Below are 17751 nucleotides of genomic sequence, written 5' to 3'. Positions count from 1 at the left end.
CGCTCCCACAGGATCATCACAGCCTGTGGGAGCGGGCGAGCCCGCGAAGAGGCCGGTTCAGGCAACACAAAACAAAAAGCCCACCGCGAGGGTGGGCTTGATGCTTTGACAGCTTCAATCAGCTCTTCGGTGCTTCCACCGCTGCCTGCTGGTTGTTGGCCTGCCCGGTCTGCTCGTACCAGCCACCGCCAAGCGCCTTGTACAGGTTGACTTCGCTGGTCAGCTGCGACAAGCGGTCGCCGATCAGTGCCTGCTGGGCGCTGAACAGGTTGCGCTGGGCGTCGAGGAAGGTCAGGTTGCTGTCGATACCGATGCGATAGCGGCGTTCGGCCAGGCGGTAGTAGTCCTGGTTCGCCTGCACCAGGTCGCGTTGCGCCTGCAGCTGCTCTTCGAAGGTCTTGCGCGCCGCCAGGCCATCGGAGACTTCCTGGAAGGCGGTCTGGATGGTCTTTTCGTACTTGGCGACGTTGATGTCCTTCTGGATCTTCGAGTAGTCCAGGCTGGCCTTCAGGCTGCCGGCGTTGAAGATCGGCAGGTTGATCTGCGGCTGGAACAGCCAGGTGCCCTGGCCGCCCGAGAACAGGTGGCCCATGTCGGGGCTCAGGCTGCCGGCATTGGCGGTCAGGCTGATGCTCGGGAAGAACGCTGCGCGGGCCGCGCCAATGTTGGCATTGGCGGCCTTGAGCAGGTGCTCGGCTTCCTGGATGTCCGGGCGACGCTGGAGAATGTCCGACGGCAGGCCGGCCGGTACTTCGGCCAGCTGGTCGGCATTGAGCTCCAGAGGCTTGGCCAGGTCGGCGGGAATGCCGGTGCCCAGCAGCACGGTCAGGCTGTTGACGTCCTGGGCGACCAGGCGCTGGTACTGCGAGTACTTGACCCGGGCGCCTTCCACGGCGGTACGCGCCTGGCTGACGTCGAGTGCCGAGGCTACGCCGACTTCGTTGCTGCGACGGGTGAGGTTGTAGCTTTCCTCGTAGGTCTTCAGCGTTTCTTCGGTCAGCTTGAACAGCGCCTGGTCGGCCTGCCAGGTGTAGTAGGCGTTGGCCACGCTGGCCACCAGGCTGATCTGCGTGGAGCGACGCGCCTGCTCGCTGGACAGGTAGGTTTCCAGGGCCTGCTCGGTCAGGCTGCGCACGCGGCCGAACAGGTCCAGCTCATAGGCGCTGACGCCCAGGGTGGCCGAGTACTGGCTGGTGATGCCCGCTTCGCCCGTCTGCGACATGTTCGCCGGTACGCGCTGGCGGCTGCCGCTGCCGGTGGCCGAAACCGCCGGGAACAGGTCGGCACGCTGGATGCGATACTGCGCACGGTAGGCGTCGATGTTCAACGCGGCAACGCGCAGGTCGCGGTTGTTGACCAGCGAAGTCTGGATCAGCTGCTGCAGTGCCGGGTCGTGGAAGAACTGGCGCCAGCCCTGCTCGGCGGCGGCAACTTCCGCCGATTGCGTCGGCGAGTACGCAGGGCCTTGCGGCCACTGCGCAGCCACCGGCGATTCCGGGGTCTGGTAGTCAGGGATCAGCGAGCAGCCGCCAAGAATGAAAGCGGTTACTGCCAGGGACAACAAAGACTTGGTCATTGCCCAGCCTCATAACGTGGAGTTTCAGGGGTGACGTCTTTTTCCGGCTCTTTGCTGCCGAACAGTGACGACACTGCGACGAAGAACAGTGGTACCCAGAAGATAGCCAGCACGGTCGCACTGATCATGCCGCCGATCACGCCAGTACCGATGGCGTGCTGGCTGCCGGCGCCGGCGCCGCTGGCGATAGTCAACGGTACCACGCCGAGGATGAACGCCAGCGAGGTCATGATGATCGGGCGCAGACGCATGCGGCACGCCTCGATCGCCGCGTCGTACAGGCTGCGGCCTTGCTCGTGCAGTTCCTTGGCGAATTCGACGATCAGAATGGCGTTTTTCGCCGCCAGGCCGATGGTGGTCAACAGGCCGACCAGGAAGTACACGTCGTTGGACAACCCGCGCAGGCTGGTGGCGATCAGGGCACCGATGATACCCAGCGGTACTACCAGTACCACGGCGATCGGGATCGACCAGCTTTCGTACAGGGCTGCCAGGCACAGGAACACGAACAGTACCGAGAGGGCGAACAGTGCCGGCATCTGCGAACCGGAGAGTTTTTCCTCGTAGGACATGCCGGTCCAGGAGAAGCCGATGCCGCTTGGCAGTTCGCCAGCAATGCGCTCGACCTCGGCCATGGCTTCACCGGTGCTGTAGCCCGGGGCCGGAGCACCGAGGATTTCCATTGCCTCGACGCCGTTGTAACGCGACAGCTTCGGCGAACCGTAGGTCCATTCGCCCTTGGCGAAGGAGGAGAACGGCACCATTTCGCCGGCGCCATTGCGCACGTACCACTTCTGCAGGTCTTCCGGGCTCATCCGCGCGTTCGGCTCGCCCTGGATGTACACCTTCTTGACCCGGCCACGGTCGATGAAGTCGTTGACGTAGCTGGCACCCAGGGCAATCGACAGGGTGTTGTTGATGTCGGCGATGGTCACGCCCAGGGCGCTGGCACGCTCGTCATCAATGGTCAGCTGGTACTGCGGCTCGTCGTTCAGGCCGTTCGGGCGCACGGCGCTGAGGATCTTGCTCTGCGCGGCCTTGGCCAGGAACTGGTTGCGCGCTTCCATCAGCTTGGCATGGCCGACACCGCCGCGGTCCTGCAGGAACACGTCGAAGCCGGTGGCGTTACCCAGTTCGAGCACCGCAGGCGGGGCAAAGGCGAACACCATCGCATCGCGGAAGGTGAAGAAGTGCTGCTGGGCGCGCTGGGCAAGGGCGAACACGCTGTTTTCCTTGGAGCGCTCATCCCACGGCTTGAGCATGATGAACGCCATACCCGAGCTCTGGCCACGGCCGGCGAAGTTGAAGCCGTTGACGGTGAACACCGAAGCCACGGTGTCGGCCTCTTCGCTGAGCAGGTACTCACGCATCTGGTCGACCACCACCTGGGTGCGCTCGGCACTGGAACCGGCCGGGGTCTGTACCTGGGCGAACAATACGCCCTGGTCTTCTTCCGGCAGGAACGCGGTAGGGATGCGGGCGAACAGCCAGATCATGCCGACCACGATCAGCGCGTAGGCCAGCAGGAACGGTACCTTGTTGCGCAGGATGGTGCCCACGCTGCGCTCGTAGCCGGTTACGCTGCGGTCGAAGTTGCGGTTGAACCAGCCAAAGAAGCCACGCTTGGCCACATGGTGCTCGCCCTTCTTCAGCGGCTTGAGCATGGTGGCGCACAGGGCCGGGGTGAAGATGAGCGCCACCAGCACCGACAGGCCCATGGCCGAGACGATGGTGATGGAGAACTGCCGGTAGATCACACCCGTGGAGCCGCCGAAGAACGCCATGGGCAGCAGTACCGCCGACAGCACCAGGGCGATACCCACCAGGGCACCCTGGATCTGCTCCATCGAGCGCTTGGTCGCTTCCTTGGGCGGCAAGCCTTCCTCGGACATCACCCGCTCGACGTTCTCCACCACGACGATGGCGTCGTCCACCAGCAGGCCGATGGCCAGGACCATGGCGAACATGGTCAGGGTGTTGATGCTGAAGCCGGCAGCGGCAAGGATGCCGAAGGTACCCAGCAACACAACCGGTACGGTCATGGTGGTGATGATGGTGGCGCGGAAGTTCTGCAGGAACAGGTACATCACCAGGAACACCAGGACCACGGCTTCGATCAGGGTGTGGATAACGCCACTGATCGATTCGGTGACCACCGGGGTGGTGTCATACGGGAATACCGCTTTCACCCCAGGCGGGAAGAATGGTTCCAGGTCGGCGATGGTCTGGCGCAGGGCCTTGGCGGTGTCCAGGGCGTTGGCACCGGTAGCCAGTTTAACTGCCAGGCCGGAGGCCGGCTTGCCGTTGAACTGGGCGCTGACGGCATAGTTTTCACCACCCAGGCCAACCTGGGCGACATCACCCAGACGCACCTGCGAACCGTCGCTGTTGACCTTGAGCAGGATCTTCTCGAACTGCTCGGCAGTCTGCAGGCGGGTCTTGCCGATGATGGTGGCGTTCAGCTGGGTACCCGGCATGGCCGGCAGGCCGCCGAGCTGGCCGGAGGACACCTGCACGTTCTGCGCGGCCACGGCGGTCTTGACGTCGACCGGGGTCAGCTGGAACTTGTTCAGCTTGGCCGGATCGAGCCAGATACGCATGGCGTACTGCGCACCGAACACCTGGAAGTCACCCACACCCGCGGTACGCGAGATCGGGTCCTGCATGTTGGAGACGATGTAGTTGGCCAGGTCGTCCTTGGTCATGCTGCCGTCTTCGGACACCAGGCCGATCACCAGCAGGAAGTTCTTCACTGCCTTGGTGACGCGGATACCTTGCTGCTGCACTTCCTGCGGCAGCAGCGGGGTGGCCAGGTTCAGCTTGTTCTGCACCTGCACCTGTGCGGTGTCTGGGTTGGTGCCCTGCTCGAAGGTGGCGGTAATGGTCATGCTGCCGTCGGAGTTACTTTCCGACGACACATAACGCAGGTTGTCGATACCGTTGAGCTGCTGCTCGATCACCTGTACCACGGTGTCCTGCACGGTTTGCGCCGAGGCGCCCGGGTAGGTCACGGCGATGGCGATGGCCGGCGGCGCGATGCTGGGGTACTGGTTGATCGGCAGCTTCAGGATCGACAAGGCGCCGACCAGCATGATCACCAAGGCGATCACCCAGGCGAAGATCGGGCGATCGATAAAGAACTTCGACATGGTTTACTCCGCTTTGGCGTCTGCTTTCGCCGCGTTGGCCTGAACAGGGCTGGCCGGCTTCTTGACGTTGGTGGCTTCGCTGACCTTGACCTCGACGCCCGGGCGCACGTACTGCAGCCCTTCGGTGATCAGGCGGTCGCCCGGGTTCAGGCCTTCCTCGATCAGCCAGTCGCTGCCCAGGGTACGGTTGGCCTTGAGCTGGCGCAGTTCGACCTTGTTCTCCTGGTTGACCACCAGCGCCGTCGGCGCGCCTTTCAGGTCGCGGGTCACGCCCTGTTGCGGGGCCAGGATGGCGTTGGCGTTGACCCCGGCCTTGAGCCGCGCATGCACGAACATGCCTGGCAGCAGGGTGTGATCGGGGTTGGGGAACAGGGCGCGCAGGGTGACCGAGCCGGTGGTCTCGTCGACAGCGACTTCGGAGAACTCCAGGCGGCCTTCCTGCTTGAACAGGCTGCCGTCTTCCAGCACCAGCTGCACCGAGGCGGCGTTGTCGCCGGCCTTTTGCAACTGGCCGCTTTCCAGGTCACGGCGCAGCTTGAGCAGCTCGGCAGTGGACTGGGTGACGTCGACGTAGATCGGGTCGAGTTGCTGGATGGTGGCCATGGCGTTGGCCTGGCCATTGCTCACCAGTGCACCTTCGGTGAACGAAGAACGGCCGATACGGCCGCTGATCGGTGCCAGGACCTTGGTGTAGCGCAGGTCGATCTGCGCGCTTTTGAGCGAAGCCTCGGCCTGCAATCGTTTGGCATTGGCGTCGTCGTATTCCTGCTTGGAAACAGCCTGTTCGTCGATCAGCTGCTTGTAGCGCTCGGCCAGCGAGCGGGTGGCCTGCAGGTTGGCCTGGGCATTGGCCAGGGTGGCTTCGTACACGGCAGGGTCGATCTGGTACAGCTGCTGGCCTTCCTTGACCTCACTGCCTTCCTTGAACAGGCGCTTGAGGATGATGCCGTTGACCTGCGGGCGCACTTCGGCGACGCGGTAGGCACTGGTACGCCCCGGCAATTCCGAGGTCAGGGTGAAGGCTTGGGGCTGGATGGTCACGACGCCGACCTGAGGAGCCTGCGCCGCTGGCGCTGCTTCTTCTTTCTTACAGCCACTGAGCAGGGTTGCCAGGGCGACGGCGGAAACCAGAGCGGTAACGGCTGGCTTGAATTGCATGAGGATCCTCGGGTCGCTGGAGCTGGGAGACGCTCAAGAGTAATGGAAGAGTCTTGATCTGGAAAAGTTGCTATCCGGTGGATAAATAGCTTGCTAAGGAATATACTTACATTCATGGTTGTTTGTAAATACCGCTGGGTTGTACTCGGGTACTGCCACAGCCCTTGATTAGCTCCTCCGCGAGGCACCCTGCAGAGGTGCCCCCGGAGTGTTCCCCGCACGCGCCGCGCGTTCGGGGCAAATGAGGTTTGTACTGCCATGGTCCGTCGAACCAAAGAAGAAGCCCAGGAAACCCGCGCCCAGATCATCGAGGCGGCGGAAAAGGCCTTCTACAAGCGCGGGGTTGCGCGAACCACCCTGGCCGACATCGCCGAACTGGCGGGTGTGACGCGGGGGGCGATCTACTGGCACTTCAACAACAAGGCCGAGTTGGTGCAGGCGCTGCTCGACAGCCTGCATGAAACCCATGACCACCTGGCGCGGGCGAGCGAAAGCGAGGACGAAGTGGACCCGCTTGGCTGCATGCGCAAGCTGTTGCTGCAAGTGTTCAACGAGCTGGTGCTCGATGCCCGAACCCGGCGTATCAATGAAATCCTGCATCACAAGTGCGAGTTCACCGATGACATGTGTGAAATTCGCCAGCAGCGCCAGGGTGCGGTGCTGGATTGCCACAAGGGCATCACCCTGGCGTTGGCCAATGCCGTGCGCCGGGGCCAGTTGCCAGGCGAGCTGGATGTCGAGCGCGCGGCGGTGGCCATGTTTGCCTATGTCGATGGCCTGATCGGGCGCTGGCTGTTGCTGCCTGACAGTGTCGATCTGTTGAAGGATGTCGAAAAGTGGGTCGACACCGGGCTGGATATGCTGCGCTTGAGCCCGGCTCTGCGCAAATGACACTTTGTTAAGGATTGTGAGGGAGTGTTACCCCTTTGTGTTAAGGGGGGATTAATGCTTTCGGGTGACTGGCATAAGGTGCAAATCCTGTAGGAGCGGCCTTGTGTCGCGATAGGGCTGCAGAGCAGCCCCAGGATTCCAGCATCAATGCATGAATTGCTGGGGCTGCTCTGCAGCCCTATCGCGACACAAGGCCGCTCCTACAAAAATCGCGCAGCTCTTAGCGTCCGCGCAGTTGCCGATCCGGCAATGCCACCGCCGCCAGTAGCCCGAGCAGTGCAACCAGCGCACTCCCCATCAACAGTTGCTGGAACGTCTCGAGCAACCGCCCCTGTGTCACCAGGTCTACTTCACCGGCCTTCAGGCTCCCCAGCAACGGATTACCCAGCGACTCGAACCCGCCCTGGTGCAGCAGCGCCAGCAGCAGGCTGGACATGCACGCCACCCCCATGGCCCCGCCCAGCGAGCGGAACAGGTTGGTGGTGCTGGTGGCCACGCCGATGTCCTTGCTGTCCACCGCGCTTTGCGTGCCTACCAGCGAGGTCGGGAACTGCAGCCCACACGCGATGCCCGTCAGCAGCATGAACAGCGCACTGAGCAAGGCCGACTGCGGCGGGGTCAGCGCCATGGCGAAAATGGCCAGCGGCATCAGCAGTGCACCGGCGAGGATCTGCGGCTTGTAGCGCCCGGTCAGGCTGGTCATGCGCCCGCCGGTGAAGGCACCCATGGGCAGCCCCATCACCAGCGGCAGGAGGTGCAAGGCCGCGCTGTCGGCACCGGCGCCGGTGATGCCCTGGTAGCGCAACGGCATGAGCATGGTCAGGGAGATCGACTGGAAACTGGCGAAGAAGATCACGCCCCAGCACAGCACCGCCACGCGGTTGCCGAACAGGCCGAGTGGCAGCAGTGGCTCCGGGCAGCGGCGCTCATGGGCGATGAACAGCACCAGGCCCAGCGCGGCGCAGGCGAACAGGGCCAGCACGGCCGGGTCGGCCCAGGCGTGGCCCTGGCCGACCAGGGTAATGCCCAGCAACAGGCTACCCAGGCCGAGAATCAGCAGCACGGCGCCAAGGTAGTCCACCTGCGCCTCGCGGCGCTGCGCCGGCATGCCGCCGAGGGCGCGGCGGATCGCCCACAGTGCAACCAGCCCCAGCGGCAGGTTGATCCAGAACACCCAGCGCCATGACAGGTATTCGGTCAGCCAGCCGCCCAGCACCGGCCCGGCGACGCTGGCCACCGCGTACATGCTGCTGAAATAGCCCTGGTAGCGGCCGCGCTCTCGCGGGGGCACGAAGTCGCCGATGATCGCCTGGCTCACCGAGACCATGCCACCGGCGCCAATGCCCTGCAGTACCCGGGCCAGCACCAGTTGCTGCATGTCCTGGGCCAGGGCGCAGGCGATCGAGGCCAGGGTGAACAGGCTGATGCCGGTGAGGATCATCCTGCGCCGCCCGTACAGGTCGCCCAGCTTGCCGTAGATCGGCACGGCCACGGTCATTGCCACCATGTAACCGGAGATGACCCAGGCCAGCAGGCCGACATCGTTGAACTGCGCCGAGATCGCCGGCAGCGAGACGGCAACGATGGTCTGGTCCAGGGCGCCGAGGAAGATCGCCAGCATCAGGGCGGTGAGCACGTTGCGCAGGGTGGTGGGGGGCAGGGCGGCGGTCACGGGGATACCTTGTATGACGGTGGCGGCCTTCTTCGCGGGTAAACCCGCTCCCACAGGTCCGGTGTCGCTCCTGAGGACGGCGCGGTCCCTGTGGGAGCGGGCTTACCCGCGAAGAGGCCAGCATGAAGTCCCCGGATTGTAACCTGAGTTAGGTAGCTTCCTATGTACTATCTGCATCCCCTATGCAAGATCGGCATTGGCGCATTCATCCAGTGCTGCATGGCTGCGTGATATCGTTGGTATGCCACAGAGGCTGAAAACCGGGGGCTTGCACCAGCTTGGTGCAACATTATGCCGCAGGTTTTCGCGCCGCTGTCTCCCACACCTTTTATTCCTCTGCCTGCATGTCGAGCATGACCGCCCAGATGGCGACGGTTGGAACAGGCCAGGTAGACCCGATTACAGGGGTCGGTAGTTACCGTTCGAATTTCAACTTATTTTGCGGAGTGATCATGCCCAAGGCTTCCCATCAAGATCTGCGTTTTGCCTTCCGCGAGCTGCTCGCTTCAGGTTCCTGTTATCACACCGCATCGGTGTTCGACCCGATGTCGGCACGCATTGCCGCAGACCTGGGCTTCGAGGTCGGCATCCTCGGTGGTTCGGTCGCTTCGTTGCAGGTACTGGCTGCACCGGACTTCGCCCTGATCACCCTCAGCGAGTTCGTCGAGCAGGCCACCCGTATTGGTCGCGTGGCGCAACTGCCGGTGCTGGCTGACGCCGACCACGGCTATGGCAACGCGCTGAATGTCATGCGCACGGTCATCGAACTGGAGCGCGCCGGCGTGGCTGCGCTGACCATCGAGGACACCCTGCTGCCTGCCCAGTTCGGGCGCAAGTCCACCGACCTGATCCCGGTTGAAGAGGGCGTCGGCAAGATCCGTGCGGCGCTGGAGGCGCGGGTCGATTCGTCGTTGTCGATCATTGCCAGGACCAACGCTGGCGTGCTCACCACCGAAGAAATCATCGTGCGTACCCAGAGCTACCAGAAGGCCGGAGCCGACGGTATCTGCATGGTTGGGGTGAAGGACTTCGAGCAACTCGAGCAGATTGCCGAGCACCTGACGGTGCCGCTGATGCTGGTGACCTACGGCAACCCGAGCCTGCGCGACGACGAGCGCCTGGCACGCCTGGGCGTGCGCATCGTGGTCGATGGTCACGCCGCCTACTTTGCCGCGATCAAGGCCACCTACGATTGCCTGCGGCTGCAGCGCGGCCAGCAGAACAAGTCGGAAAACCTCAGCGCCACCGAACTCTCGCATACCTACACCCAGCCCGAGGACTACATCCGCTGGGCCAAGGAATACATGAGCGTCGAGGAGTGACAGCGCCACCCCTGTAGGAGCGGCCTTGTGTCGCGAAAGGGCTGCGTAGCAGCCCCGACAATATTTGATGTGGCCAAGATCCCGGGACCGCTGCGCGGTCCTTTCGCGACGCAAGGCCGCTCCCACATGGGCCTTACAAGTCCTGATCCCACTCCGGTTCGTCCTTGAACCGCTGCACCAGAAAATCCAGCATGCTGCGCAATGTCGCCGGCATGTGCTTGCGTGAGGTGTATACCGCATTCAGGTTCAGCTCGCGTGGGCTGGCTTCGGGCAGCAGGCGCACCAGTTCACCCCGGCGCAGGGCGTCCGCGGCCTGGTAGGTCGGCAGCATGGCGATACCTGCGCCGGCCAGCGCCGCCTTCTGCAGTGTCATCGCCTCGTTGGCACTGATGTTCCCCGCCACTGGCACGGCGACTTGCTGGCCGGCCACCTCGAAATGCCACAGGCTGTGGCCGAAGTAGGCATGGGTCAGGCAGTTGTGTCGGCTCAGCTCCTCGACCCGTTGCGGCGTGCCGTGCTCGCGCAGGTAGGCCGGTGCCGCACACACTGCCGAGCGGCACACGCTCAGGCGCCGGGCGATCAGGTTGGGGTCCAGGTCATTGCTGGTGCGGATGGCCAGGTCGATGCGCTCGTCCACCAGGTTGACCGTGCGATCGAGCATCTGCAGTTCCACCTTCACCCCGGGGTAGCGCCGGACGTAGGCGGCCACTGCATCCACCAGCTGGGCCTGGCCGAACGAGGTGCTGACGCTGATGCGCAGTGCGCCCTTGGGCGCGTCATCCGGCTGCTGCACCGCGGCCTGCAGGTCGCCGGCCAGTTCCAGCAGTTGCCGGCAGCGGGGCAGGGTTTCCTGGCCGGCGGCGGTGAGGCTGAGCTTGCGTGTGGTGCGCTGCATCAGCCGTGCGCCAACCCAGTCTTCCAGCTCTGCCAGGTAGCGCGACACCACCGGCCGCGACAGTTGCAGATGATCCGCCGCCGCCGACTGGCTGCCCAGGTCGACGACGGTGACGAAAACGCGCATGGCGTTGAGACGGTCCATGATTTGCCCGGTTTCAGAAACAAACTATGTTCGAGCATCGCATTTTTTGTCACGGATTGGGCAACTAAGCTGTTGGGCATTGTTCATCTGACGGGCGTTTGCGATGTCTCTTTTCACTCCTCTGCGTGGCCTGCTGCTGGCCTGTGTGACCCTGGCCGGCCCGGCGCTGGCTGCCGACCCCTTGCGGCTGGAGGTTTACAACCCCGGGCATGAGGCGATCTTCCCGGTCAGTTCGGTGATCGTCAGCGGCAAGCACGACGCCATCCTCGTCGATGCCCAGTTCGGCAAGGCCCAGGCCGAGCAGCTGGTGCAGCGCCTGCGGGCGGGCGGCAAGCAGCTGACCAGCATCTACATCAGCCATGGCGACCCGGACTTCTACTTCGGCCTGGATACCCTGACCCAGGCCTTCCCCGAGGCCAAGGTGCTGGCGTCGGCCGCCACGGTTGCCCATATCCGCCAGACCATGGATGCCAAGCTGGCCTACTGGGGCCCGCAGATGGGCGCGGACAAGCCGGCGCGGCTGGTGCTGCCGCAGGTGCTCGAAGGCAACCGCCTGACGCTGGAAGGGCAGGCCCTCGAAGTGGTCGGCCTGGACGGCCCGCAACCTGACCGCAGTTTTGTGTGGATCCCGTCGATCAAGGCGGTGGTCGGTGGCGTGGTGGTGTCGGAGAACATTCATGTATGGATGGCCGACACGCAAACGGCCAAGTCCCACGCCGACTGGCTCGGCACCCTGGCGCACATCGAAGCGCTGGCGCCGCGCACGGTCATCCCCGGGCATTACCTGGAAGACAGCAGCCGATCGCTGCAGGCCGTGCGTTTCACGGCGAACTACATTCGTGATTTCGATGCCGAGACCGCCAAGGCGAAAGACGCCGGTGCGTTGATCGCGGCGATGAAGCAACGTTACCCGGGGCTGGCCGATGAAAGCTCGCTGGAGCTGGGGGCCAAGGTCGCCAAGGGCGAGATGAAGTGGTAATTCCGTTCAACTGATGGAGAGTATCCCATGAGCAAGATTGCAATCATCGGTGCCACTGGCCGCGCTGGCAGCCAGTTGCTGGAAGAGGCCCGACGCCGTGGCCACAGTGTGCTGGCTATCGCCCGCGACCCGTCGCGGTTGCAGGGGCGGGACGGGGTGACCGTCAAGGCGCTGGATGCCAAGGACAGCGCGGCCCTGCAAGCGGCGGTCGCGGGTGTGGATGCGGTGCTGAGTGCGGCGCATTTCTCGACCATCGAGCCACACGCCATCATCGAGCCGGTCAAGCGGGCCGGGGTCAGGCGCCTGCTGGTGGTAGGTGGGGCCGGTAGCCTGTTGCTGCCGTCGGGGCATCGGGTGATCGACAGCCCGGACTTCCCCGAGGCATACAAGGCCGAGGCCACTGCCGGGGTGCGTTTTCTGGAAGCGTTGCAACGGGAGCCGAACCTGGACTGGACCTTCCTGTCGCCGTCGGCGGAGTTCGTTGAAGGTGAGCGCAGCGGGCATTACAAGCTGGGCAAGGATCATCTGTTGATCGGCGCGGATGGCAAGAGCTGGATCACCTTTGCCGATTACGCGATTGCCATGTTCGACGAACTGGAAAAACCGCAACATTCGCGGCGGCGGTTCACGGTCGGGTATTGAGTCGCCTGCTTCGCGGGCACGCCCGCTCCCACAGGTGAAGCACAGGTCTTGGAATCTGTGCTGTACCTGTGGGAGCGGGCGTGCCCGCGAAGAGGCCCTCACTGGCTGGCCTGGTGTTCCAGCCAATCCAGCAACTCCCCCAACCCCGCCGGCAAGCTCTTGGCCTGGCTCACCAGGTAATAGCCCTTGCCGGTCATCACTTTCAGCGCAAACGGCATGCACAACCGCCCCCCGCGCAAGTCATCGCCGATCAGCGACCAGTCGCCGATGGCCACGCCGGTCCCCTGCGAGGCCATGGCCATCGCCATGTCCAGCGTCTCGAAATGCTGCTTCGGCCCTTGAGTGCCCAGCGTCACCCCGGCTGCCTGCAGCCACAACCGCCAGTCATGCTCATCCCGCGACGGGTGCAGCAGCATGTGTAGCGCCAGATCCTCGACCTGCTGCAATGGTACCGGCCCTTGGCGCAATGACGGCGCGCACACCGGCGTCAGCTGCTCATCGAACAGCTTGCGCACGCGCAGCCCGTGGTTCGGCGCATCGCCATACACCACCGCCGCATCGAAACCCTCGCGGCGAAAGTCCACTCCATGTTGCACCGTGGTGGTCAGCTCTACAGGCACATCCGGGCGTAGCGCCTGCCATTCCATCAGGCGTGGCAGCAGCCAGCGCATCACGCAGGTCGGTGCCTTGAGCTGCAAGGTAGTGCTGCGCCCACCCACCTCGCGCACCCCTTGTTCGATCAGCGCGAACACCTGCTGCACCCTTGGCAGCCAGTCCTGGCCTTCACGGGTCAGGCTCAGCCCACGGGCCTGGCGCTGGAACAAGGCATAACCCAGATGCTCCTCGAGGGCCGCGATCTGCCGGCTTACGGCGCCCTGGGTGATATGCAACTGCTGCCCGGCACGGGTGAAATTGCAGTGCTGGGCGGTGACCAGAAAAGTATGCAGGGCGGGCAGGGGCGGGAGGCGTTTCATAGTGCTGAGCCATGATTGCAGGACATGGCTAGTATGTGTTTTTTTGCATTGTGGCGATAGCCGTGGCTGGGTCCAAATAAGGGCATAACCTAACCAAGATTCACGGTGAAACCCAATGGCGACCTGCGGCGAAGTACTGGTAAAACTCCTTGAAGGCTATGGCGTTGACCATGTCTTCGGCATTCCTGGTGTACATACCGTGGAGCTCTACCGCGGCCTGGCTGGCTCGTCCATCCGCCATGTTACCCCGCGCCACGAGCAGGGTGCCGGGTTCATGGCCGACGGCTATGCGCGGACCCGCGGCAAGCCCGGGGTGTGCTTCATCATCACCGGCCCGGGCATGACCAACATCACCACCGCCATGGGCCAGGCCTATGCCGACTCGATCCCGATGCTGGTGATTTCCAGCGTGCAGGCCCGCGACCAGCTGGGCGGTGGCCGCGGCAAGCTGCACGAGTTGCCCAACCAGGCAGCGCTGGTGTCGGGTGTGGCGGCGTTTTCCCACACCCTGATGAGTGCCGATGACCTGCCGCAGGTGCTGGCCCGGGCATTCGCCGTGTTCGAAGGCGCCCGCCCGCGCCCGGTGCATATCGAGATCCCGCTCGACGTGCTGGTCGAACCGGCCGATCACCTGCTGCCGGGGCGCGTGGTGCGCAGCAGCCGGGCAGGGGCAGCGCCGCAGGCCGTGGCGCAGATGGCCGAGCGCCTGGCCAATGCACGGCGACCATTGATCCTGGCCGGGGGCGGCGCATTGGCCGCGGGCGCTGCGCTGGCGCGCCTGGCCGAACACCTGCAGGCGCCGGTGGCGCTGACCATCAATGCCAAGGGGCTGCTGCCGGCCAGCCACCCGCTGCAGATTGGCTCGACCCAGTCACTGCCTGCCACGCGGGCGCTGGTGGCCGAGGCCGATGTGGTGCTGGCGATCGGCACCGAACTGGCCGAAACCGACTATGACGTCACCTTCAAAGGTGGTTTCGAGATCCCGGGCAGCCTGTTGCGCATCGACATCGACCCGGACCAGGCCGTGCGCAATTACCTGCCGGCGCTGTCGCTGGTGGCCGATGCCGAACTGGCCACCGAGGCGCTGCTCGGTGCCTTGCAGGCACTGACGCAACCCGTCCGTGAAAGCACGTGGGGGGCGGCCCGGGTGGCCAAGCTGCGCCAGGCACTGGCGGCGGGTTGGGACCAGCCGACCCTGAGCCAGACACGTTTGCTGAACGCAATTCTCGAGCGCCTGCCCAATGCCATTCTGGTGGGCGATTCGACCCAGCCGGTGTACACCGGCAACCTGACCCTGGACATGGACCAGCCACGCCGTTGGTTCAATGCCTCGACCGGCTACGGCACCTTGGGTTATGCATTGCCGGCGGCCATGGGCGCCTGGCTGGGCAGCGCGGAGCAGGTCGGTGAGCGTGCGCCTGCGGTGTGCCTGATTGGTGATGGCGGTTTGCAGTTCACCTTGCCGGAGCTGGCCAGCGCGGTGGAAGCTCAGGTGCCGCTGATCGTGCTGCTGTGGAACAACCAGGGGTACGAGGAAATCAAGAAGTACATGGTCAACCGGGCCATCGAGCCAGTCGGGGTGGATATCCATACGCCGGACTTCATCGGTGTGGCGCGGGCCCTGGGCGCGGCGGCGGAGCAGGTGGCAGATGTGGCGCAGTTGCAGGTGGCGTTGGGGCAGGCAGTGGAGCGCAAGGGGCCGACCTTGATCCAGGTTGACCAGAATCAGTGGCAGGGGGCTGTGTTGGGTTGAAGTGAAGCTATTGCCTGTACCGGCCCTTTCGCGGGTGAACCCGCTCCCACAGGTACTGCACAGTTTTCAGTATCTGTGCAAAACCTGTGGGAGCGGGTTTACCCGCGAAAGGGCCGGCACAGGCAAAGCCAAACTCAGCCAGCAGTCGCCCGCAACCTCGCCACATCACGAATCGGCGGCGCGCCATACAGCCGGCTGTATTCACGGCTGAACTGTGACGGGCTTTCATACCCCACCCGGTAGGCAGCCACCGCTGCCTCGAGCCCGTCATTCAGCATCAAGCGCCGCGCCTCCTGCAGGCGCAGTTGCTTCTGATACTGCAACGGGCTCATCGACGTCACGGCCTTGAACCGGTGGTGCAAGGTCGAGGTGCTGAGGTTGACCTCGCGCGCCAGGTCCTCGATGCGCAAAGGCAGCTGGTAGTTCTGGTTGAGCCAGGTGATGGCCTGGCAAACCCGATGGGTCTGGCTGTTGGCCAAGGCAATTTCGTACAACCGATAGCCCTGCGGCCCGCGCAGCAGGCGGTACAGAATCTCCCGACGGAACAGCGGCGCGAGCATCGCGATATCGCGAGGGGTGTCCAGCAGGCGTATCAGCCGCAGCAAGGCGTCGAGCAACGCGGCATCGGTTCTTTCCACATACAAGCCACGACCGGAAGGCCGGTTGGGCACCAGCATCGGCCCGCTTTCGGCGATCAGCTGGCTGATTTCGGCCGGGTCCAGGTCCATGCGCAGGCCAAGGCTCGGGTGCTCGGGGCTGGCGTCGAGTTTTACGCCGCTAAGCGGCAAGGTTACCGAGACCACCATGTAGTGCAGCGGGTCGTAGGCGTACTGCTCGTCACCCAGGAACAGGCTTTTGCTGCCCTGGGCGAGGATGCACAGCGCTGGTTGCGCCAGGGTCGGTACCGAGCGCACGTTTTCGGTGTAGCGCACCAGGTACAGGTCATCGATGGCCGATGCCGGGCCGTGGGGTTCCCCGGCGTGGCGGCGGATCAGCTCGGCGAGCTCCTGGCGTTGCAGTTCCAGGCTCGGGTCGATGGACGTGGCGGTGGTCATGATGGCTTTCCTCTGCTGACCGACGCAGCATAGGTTTGGGCAATGGCGGGCGCTAGTCAAAAGCTGCACGCCGATTGCCTGATCCTGCCGCGCTGCAGGATCAGGCAATCGGCGAGCAGTAATGGCCTAACGCGTCGCGCGGGTGAGGCCCTAACCTTGGCAGCCTGGCTTTTCCGTCCGCCTGCTTCAAGGAGATTGTGCAATGACCCCGACACAACCGGTCACCCACCTTGCTTTCATCCGTGCCAGCAGCGGGCGCTCGGCGGAGCTGGGCGCGCGCCTGCGTGACCTGCTCGAGCCCTCGTTGCGGGCACCGGGCTGCCTGAGTTTCACGGTGCAGCGTTCGCAGGCTGATGCCGATTTATGGTTGCTCAGTGGCAGCTGGCAAGACCAGCAGGCGATGACTGGCTACTTTGCTTCGCCGACGCTGGAAGTGTTTGGTGAGTTGGTGCAGGAACAGGTGGTCAGCAGCCTGGATCTGCATACCTTTGATTGAGGTATTGCCTGTTCTGGCCTCATCGCCGGCAAGCCAGCTCCCACAGGGTTATCACAGGTCTTGAGGGCGGTGCAGTACCTGTGGGAGCTGGCTTGCCGGCGATAGGGCCGGTACAGGTGAATGGGGTAAGATGCTGCCCTTGATCAACCAGGTAGATAGCAACATGGCACGTAGAGAATTCCCGCATTTCGAAGCGGTTTCGGCGATGGTCCCGGTGGAAGGTGGCGGCTACAACGCGGCCATCGCGGTCAAGGCCCTGGGCATGGGCGGCGCGCCGCGCTTTCACAAGATTCTCGACGGCCAGGTGTTCAAGGGCGCCGTGGCCGCCGATGAAGCGGCCACGGCCGAGCTGCAACGCCTGCAGGGCGTCAGCGAAGAGGGTGAGCTGATCTGGTGATCAGGCCGGCGGGCGGGCCATCTTGAACAGGTTGCCCAGCTCGAAATAGTCTGCCGGGCCACCCCCACGCAGGATCGGCTCGGCGGCAGCGGTATCGTAGATACCGTTCTTCAACAGGTGCTCGGCAATGTGCACCGCCACCACTTCACCCAGGATCAGCCAGCTGGGCACCAGTTCCTGGTCGGCCCGCTTGAGCTGGACAATCTGGCTGACCTTGCACTCGAAGGCCACCGGGGTTTCGCCGACACGCGGCACGTTGACGATGCTCGACGGCTTGGCGGTGAGGCCGCTCAGTTCGAATTCGTTTATCTCGGCGGCAACCGGTGCGCAGCTCTGGTTCATCTGCTCGGCCAACGGGCGGGTTGCCAGGTTCCAGACGAATTCGCCGGTCTGCTCGATGTTGTTCAGGCTGTCTTTGCGCCCGACGCTGCAGAAACCGATGATCGGCGGGATGTAGTTGAAGGCATTGAAGAAGCTGTAGGGCGCCAGGTTCAGGCGGCCTTCGCGGTCCTGTGAGGAGATCCAGCCGATAGGGCGGGGGCCGACGATGGCGTTGAACGGGTCGTGGGGCAGGCCGTGGCCTTTGGCGGGTTCGTAGTAATACATCTGTGCTGGGCTTGCTGGCCCTACCTCCTGGTGGACAAGGCG

15 protein-coding genes are annotated in these 17751 nt (G+C 64.1%); 7 read left to right on the top strand and 8 right to left on the bottom strand.

What is annotated here, in order from left to right; all coding sequences use genetic code 11:
• Positions 1-118: 118 nt before the first annotated feature.
• Genes ABNP31_RS21200 through ttgA form a run of 3 tightly spaced genes read right to left on the bottom strand, consistent with a single transcriptional unit; the run spans position 119 to position 5883 of the window.
• Positions 119-1576: an AdeC/AdeK/OprM family multidrug efflux complex outer membrane factor gene (locus tag ABNP31_RS21200; protein ID WP_025340485.1), complete on the bottom strand. Its 1458-nt coding sequence runs from the start codon at positions 1574-1576 to the stop codon at positions 119-121.
• Positions 1573-4725 carry a multidrug efflux RND transporter permease subunit TtgB gene (gene ttgB, locus ABNP31_RS21195; RefSeq protein WP_075046219.1) on the bottom strand — a complete coding sequence of 1051 codons (3153 nt, stop codon included), beginning with the start codon at positions 4723-4725 and terminating at the stop codon, positions 1573-1575. The genes ABNP31_RS21200 and ttgB overlap by 4 nt, the downstream gene beginning before the upstream one ends.
• A 3-nt stretch (positions 4726-4728) precedes the next feature.
• The gene (gene ttgA, locus ABNP31_RS21190) at positions 4729-5883 is read right to left on the bottom strand and encodes a toluene efflux RND transporter periplasmic adaptor subunit TtgA (protein WP_025340483.1); all 1155 of its coding nucleotides are present in this window, start codon (positions 5881-5883) and stop codon (positions 4729-4731) included.
• Positions 5884-6141: 258 nt separating this feature from the next.
• Here ttgA and ttgR point away from each other — a divergent pair, with 258 nt between their 5' ends.
• On the top strand, positions 6142-6774 hold the full coding sequence (ttgR, locus tag ABNP31_RS21185) for an efflux transport transcriptional regulator TtgR (protein ID WP_025340482.1): 633 nt from the start codon (positions 6142-6144) through the stop codon (positions 6772-6774).
• A gap of 220 nt (positions 6775-6994) precedes the next feature.
• Here the strand turns inward: ttgR and ABNP31_RS21180 are convergent, their stop codons facing one another.
• On the bottom strand, positions 6995-8446 hold the full coding sequence (locus tag ABNP31_RS21180; protein ID WP_085614266.1) for an MDR family MFS transporter: 1452 nt from the start codon (positions 8444-8446) through the stop codon (positions 6995-6997).
• Between the two features lie 452 nt (positions 8447-8898).
• Between ABNP31_RS21180 and ABNP31_RS21175 the strand changes: the two genes are divergently transcribed.
• Positions 8899-9768, top strand: a complete 870-nt coding sequence (locus tag ABNP31_RS21175; protein WP_025340480.1) for an isocitrate lyase/PEP mutase family protein — start codon at positions 8899-8901, stop codon at positions 9766-9768.
• Positions 9769-9901: 133 nt separating this feature from the next.
• Here ABNP31_RS21175 and ABNP31_RS21170 read toward each other — a convergent pair whose 3' ends face one another.
• Positions 9902-10807: a LysR family transcriptional regulator gene (locus ABNP31_RS21170; protein ID WP_085664382.1), complete on the bottom strand. Its 906-nt coding sequence runs from the start codon at positions 10805-10807 to the stop codon at positions 9902-9904.
• 103 nt (positions 10808-10910) lie between these two features.
• On the opposite strand from ABNP31_RS21170, the gene ABNP31_RS21165 reads away from it, so the two are divergent.
• Positions 10911-11786 (top strand): MBL fold metallo-hydrolase, encoded by an 876-nt coding sequence (locus ABNP31_RS21165; RefSeq protein WP_085664381.1) that lies wholly within the window; start codon positions 10911-10913, stop codon positions 11784-11786.
• Positions 11787-11813: 27 nt separating this feature from the next.
• The gene (locus ABNP31_RS21160) at positions 11814-12428 is read left to right on the top strand and encodes an NAD(P)-dependent oxidoreductase (RefSeq protein ID WP_350012737.1); all 615 of its coding nucleotides are present in this window, start codon (positions 11814-11816) and stop codon (positions 12426-12428) included.
• 98 nt (positions 12429-12526) lie between these two features.
• Here ABNP31_RS21160 and ABNP31_RS21155 read toward each other — a convergent pair whose 3' ends face one another.
• Complete coding sequence (locus ABNP31_RS21155) at positions 12527-13402, bottom strand: LysR substrate-binding domain-containing protein (RefSeq protein WP_238066887.1); 876 nt, start codon at positions 13400-13402, stop codon at positions 12527-12529.
• A 115-nt stretch (positions 13403-13517) separates the two neighbouring features.
• Between ABNP31_RS21155 and ABNP31_RS21150 the strand changes: the two genes are divergently transcribed.
• Positions 13518-15155, top strand: a complete 1638-nt coding sequence (locus tag ABNP31_RS21150; RefSeq protein ID WP_238066886.1) for a 5-guanidino-2-oxopentanoate decarboxylase — start codon at positions 13518-13520, stop codon at positions 15153-15155.
• Between the two features lie 134 nt (positions 15156-15289).
• Here the strand turns inward: ABNP31_RS21150 and ABNP31_RS21145 are convergent, their stop codons facing one another.
• A complete protein-coding gene (locus ABNP31_RS21145; RefSeq protein WP_025340474.1) occupies positions 15290-16210 on the bottom strand; it encodes an AraC family transcriptional regulator in 921 nt (306 codons plus the stop codon).
• A 202-nt stretch (positions 16211-16412) separates the two neighbouring features.
• Here ABNP31_RS21145 and ABNP31_RS21140 point away from each other — a divergent pair, with 202 nt between their 5' ends.
• Both ABNP31_RS21140 and ABNP31_RS21135 read left to right on the top strand, forming a co-directional pair.
• On the top strand, positions 16413-16706 hold the full coding sequence (locus ABNP31_RS21140; protein ID WP_075046210.1) for a putative quinol monooxygenase: 294 nt from the start codon (positions 16413-16415) through the stop codon (positions 16704-16706).
• A gap of 130 nt (positions 16707-16836) precedes the next feature.
• Positions 16837-17103, top strand: coding sequence for a hypothetical protein (locus tag ABNP31_RS21135; protein ID WP_015271637.1), 267 nt, complete (start codon positions 16837-16839; stop codon positions 17101-17103).
• Here ABNP31_RS21135 and ABNP31_RS21130 read toward each other — a convergent pair whose 3' ends face one another.
• Positions 17104-17709, bottom strand: a complete 606-nt coding sequence (locus ABNP31_RS21130; protein WP_085614260.1) for a flavin reductase family protein — start codon at positions 17707-17709, stop codon at positions 17104-17106.
• Between the last annotated feature and the right edge of the window lie 42 nt (positions 17710-17751).

Origin of the sequence: Pseudomonas asiatica (assembly GCF_040214835.1) — a bacterium.
GTDB lineage: Bacteria > Pseudomonadota > Gammaproteobacteria > Pseudomonadales > Pseudomonadaceae > Aquipseudomonas > Aquipseudomonas putida_Z.
This window is presented reverse-complemented; position numbering and strand designations above follow the sequence as displayed.